We start from the raw sequence: 7,901 nt of genomic DNA, 5'->3' as shown, positions 1-7,901 counted from the left end.
TAGTTCTATTGTTACTGATTATCGAAAATATGGATCTGTTTATCGTGTCTTAGAAATTAATAGTTCTGAAGCAGATAAAAGTTTAGGAATCGGTGAAAATCTTGAAGCTAGTTTGAATGAATTACCTGATGTAAATGCAGATCATTTGAATCAATTTTTAGAAGAACCTCTAAATAATATCTTTACTTTGTATGATGATAAGAAAGAACTAATTCATGAAAAAGGACATTTAGAACACTACATTAACCATCTACAGATGTATGAAAGTTTACTAAATCAAGGTGTTACCAATCAGGAAGGAAATATTCAATCGACCCAAATAACTATTGATGAGTATCAGAATAGAATAATAAATAGAGAATCTAATATAAGAAATAATCCAATTAATAAATTATTAGATCGTGAATAATTTCTACAATTAACATAATACACCTTATACGAAACGCTTGATATTTCTCTTTAAATATCATTACATTAAAGTAAGCCGTTCTGGATATTAGGGCACCAGAACGGCTTTTTATTGATTATTTATGTTCCACGCATGCTTTTTGATCAATGTTTCACGGTTTTATTCAGTTTTAATAAACCTCATCCGGTTTTTTGGTGAGTCATTATTTCACGTGTTTGCACTGAAATTGGCTCATCAAAAAAATGGAGTCCTGGTTAACCATAAGGAAGGAAAAAACGGCTTAGGAAGCCCCTCTTTTTAGGTGTAGGCTCAATATGTTCTGGAACAGGGATGCGTTTGTTCTCTGGAGTAGTCAATCCGTCATACTTCGATTCAGTCTGTGGCCGAGAATCTGTTGTTATATCCTGTTCAGATTTATGATCGGTAAACGTAGTCATATTGGCTTTTGGAGCTTCCAGTAAGCGCTGCATGGCCTCAATCTGTTCTTGATAAAACGATTCACGTTCTAATGATTGATTTTCTCTCTGTATTGCCTGATTTAATTGTTTTTCCAGCATGTCAACTTGACGTTTTAGCGAGTCAACTTCTGTTAAGTTATGCCTACTAGTTGATTGACTTTGGTTGACACTAGAATTACTTTTTTGTGGTTCCCCAAAAACTCTCAAGGCTTCTGAAAAGTCAATTAATCCATCCGATCCTTTTGATAAATTTCCTTTCTTTATATGGGCATATACAGCTTGTCTTGAATATCCATATAATTTCGCTAGTTCTGAAACTGACAGTTTTTTCATTATGTAAACCAGTTTTCAAATAGTGTTAATAGTTGATTGTTAACTTTACTATGTCAATTGACATCATTCATTGAAAGCCGACTTTTCGAAGTAATGGCATAAATTCTTTTAATTTATTTGGCTCTTGTAGCATGGTTACAATCCGAGCAGCAAACTGTTCATAGCTTTCATTACCTTGTGAAAGTTTAGCCATCTCAGGAAGTTCTGATAATTTACTAGCAAATAAATATCGTTGTGCATCAGTCAAATTGATTTTTAGCTCTTTGTCCTGACTAATGTCATTGGCTGTATTTGTTGCTGACTTTTTCTGTTTGAAGCTAAATGAAAAGCCCGTAATGGATCTGCCGGTTTTATGTTGTTCAACTTTGACATTAATATCGGTATGTTCATTTACTTGCTTTACTGCAATGTCTAAAACATATTTCTTAAAATCGTACATCCTTTTGTATTCAGTCTCGAGTACACCTATTTTTTGTCTGAAATCGTAGATAGTTATAAGAGGCGTTTTTCCGGTACTACGCCACGCAATCAATATTTCATATAAGCGAACAGCATAAGCACTCGTTAAATTGCTTATTTGCTGTATCTCATACTTTGTAAATTGTTCTTCTAATCGAGTTATTAAAGGCACAATAGCAGGAGCAAAAATAAGTCTAACGACAGCCTCATTATCAATATAAGCAACCTCGCTTACCCATCTTGACTTGTGATTAATGACATTACCTTTTTCACTAAGACTTTGATAACTGAATTGTCTTGCAAATAGGTCATCGCAAGCATCTTTTAAGGCTTGATAAGCAGTATTTCGATGTACACCAAATTGATTGATATAACTTTCAGCATGAACTGTTAATGGATCATTAGCATTTATCCCTTTACCTGATTCCCTGGCTTCAACGATAGCTAAAAGAATTAATCGTTGTTCTACTAGATCAAGGTTATAACTAGCATTAATTAAAGCGTTATCTTTGACAATTAGTTCGGTTTTCATATGAAAAATTTATATTTTTAAGTCAATAAGACGAGGTTATATTATCAACTCGCTTAATGCAAGGTAAACCTCGTTTTAATGCAAGGTAAACCTCGTTTTAATGCAAGGTAAACCTCGTTTTAATGCAAGGTAAACCTCGTTTTATAATCGCTCAAAGCCTTATAAATTTAGGTTTACAGGCTATCTAAAAGCATTTAAAAGCTTAAAAATAATTAAAAGCATATTTCATGAAAAATTGCCCTTGGTTTTCGCTGCGCTCAAACTCTATTGAATCTCGCTTTCGCTCGATTCGTCGGGGCAATTTTTAGTTAATATTTTCGTGACTTTTAGAAAAAGCAAAAGCAAGATCAAAAGCAGCTCGGAATTCGCTTCGCTCATAAGCTTTTTTTCTCGCTACGCTCGATTTAGGAATCAAACTTGGAAAGTTCGCACCCATACGGGATGCTCTGTGATGAAGGTGATTGATGGATAGGGAGCTTGTAATCAGGGAAAGGGATGGGCAAATTTTCTCAGTTCGCTCGTAGACACTCGCTCTGTTTAGCGACTCATGCCACGAGATTTCATTTTAGGAGCTTGTTGCTGTGCTTTGAGCTGTTGTTCTTGTCTGAGTTTCAGCTGTTGTTCTGCTTTGATCTCATCCACACATTTTTTAATGACTTGATAGGATTGGTATAGAGTCTGGTATTGCTTGGCTTTGGCCGGATGTTGTTGTTGGTACTGCTTCCAGGCATGTTCTTTAAACTTTTCATTTTCCAATAAATCCTTCACACCATGTTTTTTCTGGTGTTCATGCTGACCTTTCAGCTTTTTGTGCTCCTGGTAAATCGCATCACGTTGGGCTTCCCAGGCTTTTTTTCCAAACAGTAAGGGTTTGTTCTGAGTTAATTCGTTGTGTTGATCGACCAGGCTTTGCAATTTGTCATGACTTTGCTTGAGTCCGCTTTTCACGATCTCCTGGGCAAGCTGCTGATTGAACTCATTTTGATGTTTGTGGTGCTTGGTCAGGGTTATTTCGGCTTGTTTGAGATTACGCTGCATGAAATCCAGGTCTAGATTCGCGTCTTTTGCGCTGATTTCGCGTTTTAGCACTTTGCCAAGGGTTTCCCTCTGTTTTTCCTCAAACAGGGCTTTTTCGTCAATTGGTGGCGTTTTAGCGCTATTTTTGATTTGGATCTGCTGTTCAGTTTTCAGTGTGCTGAGTTTGATCTCATTTTCAGCAATCAGCAGATCCATATTTTTGCCGTATTGCAGCTGCGCCTGATTTCTCTGTTTGATTTCATCATTGCTTCGGCTGATTTCGGTCTCAATCCCTTTTCGGCGCAGTTCGGTGACTTTAGGCCCTTCGTGCAGGGTGGCTTCCAGACCATTCTCTTGGTCCTTGTAGCTGCGGTGGTCGACTCGGGCGGTGTATCCGGCCATGTCCAGGTGCATATTGCAGATATCGGCAAAGTGTTTGCGCCAGTGTTCGATTTCTCCACTGTGTTTCTGATCCAGTTCCCGGGTTTTCTCGGTAAAACCTTCGGGAATGAGCTTGCGTGTGCTCATCAGGATATGGGCGTGATAATTGCGTTCATCACTGCCGGATCCGGTATGCGGGGCATGGATACAGGCATCAACGGCCACCTGATGTCTGTCCACGATACTGGCGCATAGTTCTTCGAGCATGGCCAGGCGTTGTTCCTGATTTAATTCACTTGGAAAAGCGATTTCAAATTCCCGGGCAACTGTCGAGTTTTTTCGGGTTTCGTGCTGTTCAACTTCGTTCCAGAGTCTTTCCCGGTTTTTTAAATGTTCTGGTGCGTCTTTGGGTAAATAAATCTCTTTGTATTCCACACCAGTTTTTCGGCTGTAGTCATGTTCTCGGCCTTCACGTTCACAATAGATCTTTTCACCAGCCCGATAGGCGATTGCAGCAGTGGCGGAACGTCCTGCTGATCGTGCTACGGTTTTGACTGAAAAGTGGTAAATCGCCATGCCTATTTTTCGCTTTTAAATTTTCACGTAGTGAAATACAACCGTGTCTACGGTTGTCGGGGTATTGGGGAGACCCCAATCGGACTTGCAAACGAAGTTTGCATAAGTGCGCTCTTCGAGGAAAACATTACTATACATATAGCACCTTGAATGCATATTCAAGTGCGCTTATGTTAGGGATGGTTTCCCAGGATGATGGTATTAGATTAATGAGCATTACTGAAACACTAGACAGCAAAATTAAAGCCCAGGAAGAAAAGCTAAAGCAGTTAAAGGCTCAAAGACAGGCAGCACTGGCAAGAGAACGTGCCAAAGAGAAAGAACAGGCACGCAAGGACGATACCAGACGCAAGATTTTGATCGGATCCTGTATGTTGAAAATTACCGAAGATGATGAACAGGCTCGGGCAAAACTGATTGCTCAGATGGATAAGTATTTAACGGATGAAAGAGATCGTAAGCTGTTTGATCTGTCGGCAGTTAATTATTAATTTTTTGAAAAGATACATAGGAATTTGAAATGAGATTGCTAATTGCTTTAATTTTTCCCTGGCTGCTGTTCTTCACCATAGGACGACCATTTGCAGGCATCATTTGTTTGCTACTTCAGATTACAGTTTTAGGTTGGATCCCGGCGGCCATTTGGGCGGTATACGCCTTATCGCAATACAAGACTGATCAGAAAATTAAAAGAACAATTCGCTCTTCATAAATAGTTTAATTATCTGATTTTTAGATCTGATCGATTTTGTGATTTCCATCACACTTATCCATAAGTCAATGATCAGATTGGGAGGATTATTTGAGCAATAAGTGATCTAATAAGTCTTATAACAATAACTATAAAACTCCAGAGGGAAAAAAAAATTAATCCTCTAATTCTTAGTTAGAAAAATAATTAAAACAAGAATTAGAGGATTTCATTTTTTATCGAATTCACTCTATTTTTTGCCATAAAGCTCCTATCCAACATGGGGGTGGGGCTACTTTTTTGGCTTCGTATAAGAGATTTTATGTTAAACGAGTGATGAAAAGGCTCATGAATTGTGCCTTTCATATAACATCTATTATTTAATTTTAAATTATGAATGTTGAATATCGAATACCGTACCTAATCGAGCTGATATTTTTTCAATAGTAGACTCCAATACTTCAGAGGTTAGATCTAATTTAATTTCTTCTGGATAAAGATTTAATAATTCCTTAATAGAGGGTCGCTGATTTAAAGGTAGACAATCAATTAAGGCCATCAAAAATTTAGGATCAAAAGATCTTATTGATTTAGCCTTTAGAACTAAACGAGGCATTCTATATATTTATTCTAATAATGTACTTAATGTAAATTATATCAATTAATTAAATATACTATAAATGACTTTTTGTATCAAAAAATTGAATATTTATTTACCTTTTGGTTGTAATTTCTATTACCTAAAAATCAAAATTGAAGCTAATCACGTAAGATAATTTCGGTTATGAGAAATGAGAGCTACCTTTTCTCGTTTTTTTATTCTAAAACTGCTAAAATTCTTATACGCCATTGACGTACTTCAACCTATGTTATTCATTGAAACCAGTATCTTTACCAAGCAAATCAAAGAGCTTGTAAGTGATGAAGAGTATCGTCAGCTCCAGCAAGATCTCTTGGTACAGCCTGATAAAGGTGACTTAATCAAGAATGGTGGTGGAATTCGTAAAGTACGCTGTGCTCAAGGCAATAAAGGTAAAAGTGGCGGTATCCGTGTGATCTATTACTGGGTCACAGAAGATGATCAGATCTTTTTCTTGGTGGCTTATCCAAAGTCTGTGAAAGATAATCTGACGGACAAAGAAACCTCGATTTTGCGTCAATTAGTGAAGGAGCAATTTCATGGATAACAACTTATTTGATGACCTGGTTGCTTCAATCAAAGAAGCTGGTGCTATCAAACGTAATGAGATAAAGGCAAGTCGAGTCACAGAACTTGAATTGCCGGATATTAAAGGAGTGCGTGAGAAAACTGGTTTAACCCAAGCAGAATTCGCTGCACGTTTGCATATCAGCGCAAGAACCTTACAAAACTGGGAACAAGGCCGTCGCTATCCGACTGGTCCTGCAGCGACTTTAATTCGCATTCTGGATGCCCATCCAACTCTGATTTAAAAATTTTAGATAATAAAAAACCCCGGCAGGATGCCGGGGTTTTTTATTGTCGCTGATTGTGCTGTTGTACCCTCTGGTCCATGTGCAATAACTTATAATTTTTGTTTTATGTTATGGAACTTCCTGTTCCTGATGAGTTCATCATAGGAAAGTTCCAGTATCCTAGATAGCCGCAAAGGGCCGAGATTCACGTAAGCCTGAGCGTACAAAATAGCCTAAATTTTATCCCCAGCAATTGGGGATAGTTTTGGAACCTGGATCCACATGAAATGGGCACTGATTGCTAAATTGATCATTTTTTAGCCAATTTTCTTGGCAAAAACTATCAAAAACGATCATAAAAAAGCCGACTTGTTTCAAAATCGGCTTTTTGCGGTTTTTATGATCAGGATGAATTTTTTAAGTTATTGATATTTAAGTTAATATACAAGTGTACTTCGTATAACCGCCATTATGTTAAATGGAGGGAGATTTTTTTACTTTTGAATAGGTAATGAATTAAATATCCCCTATTAATTTCATTACTGTACTCCAGCTAAGTCCAGCTTGAGAAAATATGCTTTTTAGGGTTCCTATGTCTAACTCCCGATGAAAAGGGATGGTAACTTTGCCTTTTATACAGCTATGTTTCAAATGCTTATGACTACCTCTTTGACTATCAAAGTACCAACCTAACGTTGTCAGAAATTTTAAAACTTGTTTTGCATTTAATCTTTTTAATTTCATTTTATTACCCTAATAAAAATAGGGCTCTGAAGCCCTATCTTTCTATAAAAAATTTAGAAAAAAATGGGTGGAAATGGAGGTCTTGGTAAGAGAACCTCAATAAAACCTTTTAATGTGTACTGCATGTTTTTCCCCCCCCTTTTATTTAATACTTTCTTTAACAGTTTCTTTAATTACTTCTGCAGCAATATCGATTAATACATCCCACATAAGAACTTCTCCTAAAAAAGGTTATTTACGAGTAACACTTTGCAACCCGGCTTGAATAAAATCTAAGCTTTATTTTAATTTAATGCAAGTTATTTTTTCATTAAAAGAAAATATTTTTTTATAATTAAGAAAATTTGATTTTTATGAAAAATATGCTAGTATGGAATTTTAGCTAGGAGTCTCAATGAAGTATTACGTTGCTAAAACTTCTATTCATCAAGTTATTGGATTAGTAATCAGTCAAAGACGAAAGTTCTTGGGAATTGCACAAGGAGAATTTGCTAAGTTACTCAATTTAAGTAATTCCTCATTATCTAAAATCGAGTCTGGCCAAACGGCTTTACATATAGAGAATTTATTTTTAATTCTAAGTTTGCTAGGACTCACTTTGGAACAATTTCATAACGCACTGAAAATTTCGGTTGAGCTGCTACAAACTGAACATCAAATTTATGTGTATAGCCCTAAAGATATTAAACAGAATTTAGAAAATATTTGAACTAGGAGAAAAAGATGGGATGGTTTAGTACTGTAGGACTCGCAGTGAGTTCTGTTGCATCTGCCGTTAGTTCTATTGTTACTGATTATCGAAAATATGGATCTGTTTATCGTGTCTTAGAAATTAATAGTTCTGAAGCAGATAAAAGTTTAGGAATC

General features: G+C 36.5%; 11 protein-coding genes. 6 read left to right on the top strand and 5 right to left on the bottom strand.

Going from position 1 to position 7,901, the window contains the following annotated elements; all coding sequences use genetic code 11:
* Positions 1–409 (top strand): hypothetical protein (locus NI455_RS14800; protein ID WP_253114830.1); only part of this gene is annotated, 409 nt, incomplete at its 5' end.
* Positions 410–663: 254 nt separating this feature from the next.
* On the opposite strand, the gene NI455_RS14795 is transcribed toward NI455_RS14800, so the two are convergent.
* From NI455_RS14795 to mobQ, 3 genes are all read right to left on the bottom strand, one after another.
* Positions 664–1,200, bottom strand: coding sequence for a plasmid replication DNA-binding protein (locus NI455_RS14795; RefSeq protein ID WP_253114828.1), 537 nt, complete (start codon positions 1,198–1,200; stop codon positions 664–666).
* Between the two features lie 67 nt (positions 1,201–1,267).
* Positions 1,268–2,191 (bottom strand): replication initiation protein RepM, encoded by a 924-nt coding sequence (gene repM / locus NI455_RS14790; RefSeq protein ID WP_253114827.1) that lies wholly within the window; start codon positions 2,189–2,191, stop codon positions 1,268–1,270.
* A gap of 537 nt (positions 2,192–2,728) precedes the next feature.
* Positions 2,729–4,165, bottom strand: a complete 1,437-nt coding sequence (gene mobQ / locus NI455_RS14785) for a MobQ family relaxase (RefSeq protein WP_253114825.1) — start codon at positions 4,163–4,165, stop codon at positions 2,729–2,731.
* Positions 4,166–4,374: 209 nt separating this feature from the next.
* Between mobQ and NI455_RS14780 the strand changes: the two genes are divergently transcribed.
* Together NI455_RS14780 and NI455_RS14775 are read left to right on the top strand one after the other, a co-directional pair.
* A complete protein-coding gene (locus NI455_RS14780) occupies positions 4,375–4,656 on the top strand; it encodes a DUF8583 domain-containing protein (RefSeq protein ID WP_253114824.1) in 282 nt (93 codons plus the stop codon).
* A 29-nt stretch (positions 4,657–4,685) separates the two neighbouring features.
* Complete coding sequence (locus tag NI455_RS14775; protein WP_004728112.1) at positions 4,686–4,877, top strand: YqaE/Pmp3 family membrane protein; 192 nt, start codon at positions 4,686–4,688, stop codon at positions 4,875–4,877.
* Between the two features lie 370 nt (positions 4,878–5,247).
* Here the strand turns inward: NI455_RS14775 and NI455_RS14770 are convergent, their stop codons facing one another.
* Positions 5,248–5,472 carry a hypothetical protein gene (locus NI455_RS14770; RefSeq protein WP_100329926.1) on the bottom strand — a complete coding sequence of 75 codons (225 nt, stop codon included), beginning with the start codon at positions 5,470–5,472 and terminating at the stop codon, positions 5,248–5,250.
* A gap of 250 nt (positions 5,473–5,722) precedes the next feature.
* Between NI455_RS14770 and NI455_RS14765 the strand changes: the two genes are divergently transcribed.
* Positions 5,723–6,043 carry a type II toxin-antitoxin system RelE/ParE family toxin gene (locus tag NI455_RS14765; protein WP_000897309.1) on the top strand — a complete coding sequence of 107 codons (321 nt, stop codon included), beginning with the start codon at positions 5,723–5,725 and terminating at the stop codon, positions 6,041–6,043.
* A complete protein-coding gene (gene nadS / locus NI455_RS14760; protein WP_253114823.1) occupies positions 6,036–6,308 on the top strand; it encodes a NadS family protein in 273 nt (90 codons plus the stop codon). The genes NI455_RS14765 and nadS overlap by 8 nt, the downstream gene beginning before the upstream one ends.
* A 498-nt stretch (positions 6,309–6,806) precedes the next feature.
* Here the strand turns inward: nadS and NI455_RS14755 are convergent, their stop codons facing one another.
* Positions 6,807–7,034 carry a type II toxin-antitoxin system HicA family toxin gene (locus NI455_RS14755; protein WP_253114821.1) on the bottom strand — a complete coding sequence of 76 codons (228 nt, stop codon included), beginning with the start codon at positions 7,032–7,034 and terminating at the stop codon, positions 6,807–6,809.
* A 394-nt stretch (positions 7,035–7,428) separates the two neighbouring features.
* Here NI455_RS14755 and NI455_RS14750 point away from each other — a divergent pair, with 394 nt between their 5' ends.
* Positions 7,429–7,743 (top strand): helix-turn-helix domain-containing protein, encoded by a 315-nt coding sequence (locus NI455_RS14750; RefSeq protein ID WP_253114820.1) that lies wholly within the window; start codon positions 7,429–7,431, stop codon positions 7,741–7,743.
* Positions 7,744–7,901: the final 158 nt, after the last annotated feature.

Source organism: Acinetobacter lwoffii, assembly GCF_024129435.1.
In the GTDB taxonomy this organism is placed as follows: Bacteria; Pseudomonadota; Gammaproteobacteria; order Pseudomonadales; family Moraxellaceae; genus Acinetobacter; species Acinetobacter lwoffii_F.
This window is presented reverse-complemented; position numbering and strand designations above follow the sequence as displayed.